At 59.4% G+C, this 1,332-nt stretch carries 1 pseudogene; it reads right to left on the bottom strand.

The features are described from left to right. Positions 1-254: 254 nt before the first annotated feature. Positions 255-1,264: pseudogene (locus C0Z16_RS36960) on the bottom strand (IS110 family RNA-guided transposase). Positions 1,265-1,332 lie beyond the last annotated feature (68 nt).

Here is a 1,332-nt window from a genome sequence, read left to right as displayed (position 1 = left end):
CATTTCTTATATGGTCGCCTCCCATTTGCAAGGTAATTGTTCGTGGCGAGGAGGGTGGTTGCGGACTTATATCCGGACTCGATCGCGGGCATGCCCGCCGGCCCCGATGGATTTCGCCGCAAAGGTCCTAATCTAAATGGCGGACTCAAGGTCCGAGAAATGTCTCAGGCTTGCCTTTGCGCGGTCCAACCTGTCTTGCCATCGTTCAATACACCTGTGCAACCGTGAATGGGGTTACTGGCTTTGAAGCGTGATCACTGCGCGGGGGCTGCCTCATACGTTCGGCCATACGCCAGCAGCGCCCAGATCGTTCGCGCCATCTTGTTCGCGAGTGCAACAGCGACGACGTTCTTGGGACGTCGCATCAGTAGCGCACCTACTCTTTCTGGCAGATGTTTTGAGGCCGAGATGACTGACCGGGCACCGTGAATCAGCAGCGTGCGCAAATACACGTCGCCGCGCTTGCTGATGCCGCCGAGCTTTACCTTGCCTCCCGAACTGTTCTGTCGCGGTACGAGACCGAGATAGGCGGCAAACTCGCGCCCTGACCGGAACGTCTTTGCCTGTCCGATCACTGAGACCGCTGCAGTCGCGTGAGTAAGCCAACACCGGGTATCTCCGAGATGCGTCTGCATGCATCATCCTTGCCTCGCCATTCGAGAATGCGATGTTCGATCCGCGCAATCTGTTCGTCGAGTGCCCGCAGTCGCGAAAGCTGATCCTGCAGGCTGTCTGCCAGCATAGCGGGTAACTGCTCAGCCAGTGAAGCCAGTGCGACCCTGGCTGCTTCTATCGATGCGCGTCGACCTTGCGGGAGTATCACGCCAAACTCGTAGAGCAAGCCACGAAGCTGGGTGATGTGCATGACACGGATGCGCACGAGTTGCTGACGGATCCGGTGCATCGCGAGCATGGCCTGCTGGTCTTCGGTCTTGACGGCGACGAACCGCATGCCGGGACGCTGTGCGGCTTCCCAGATCGCCGCGGCGTCGGCTGCATCGTTTTTGTTTGACTTTACGAACGGCCGCACAAACTGGGCTGCGATGAGCCGCACGTCGTGGCCAAGCCGCGTCAGGACGCGGGCTCAGTGATGGGCGCTGCCGCAGGCCTCCATAACGACACGGCTCGCAGGCCGGTTGGCAAAGAATGGCACGAGCTGAGCGCGCTTGAGAACCTTGCTGTAAATCGTGCCGGTCTCTGGTTCGACATAGTGAATCTGGAAAACGCGTTTGGCCAGGTCGATGGCAATGGTTGTGGCTTCCATCTGGTTCTCCTTGACGGCGGGACTGCCGAACCAGCAATGTCGCATGATCAGAGCGCGAGACTGCGGCG

The organism is Paraburkholderia rhynchosiae (assembly GCF_002879865.1).
GTDB classification, from domain to species: Bacteria; Pseudomonadota; Gammaproteobacteria; order Burkholderiales; family Burkholderiaceae; genus Paraburkholderia; species Paraburkholderia rhynchosiae.
Note: the sequence above shows the minus strand (reverse complement) of the source record. Positions and strands in the feature narration are given on the sequence as shown.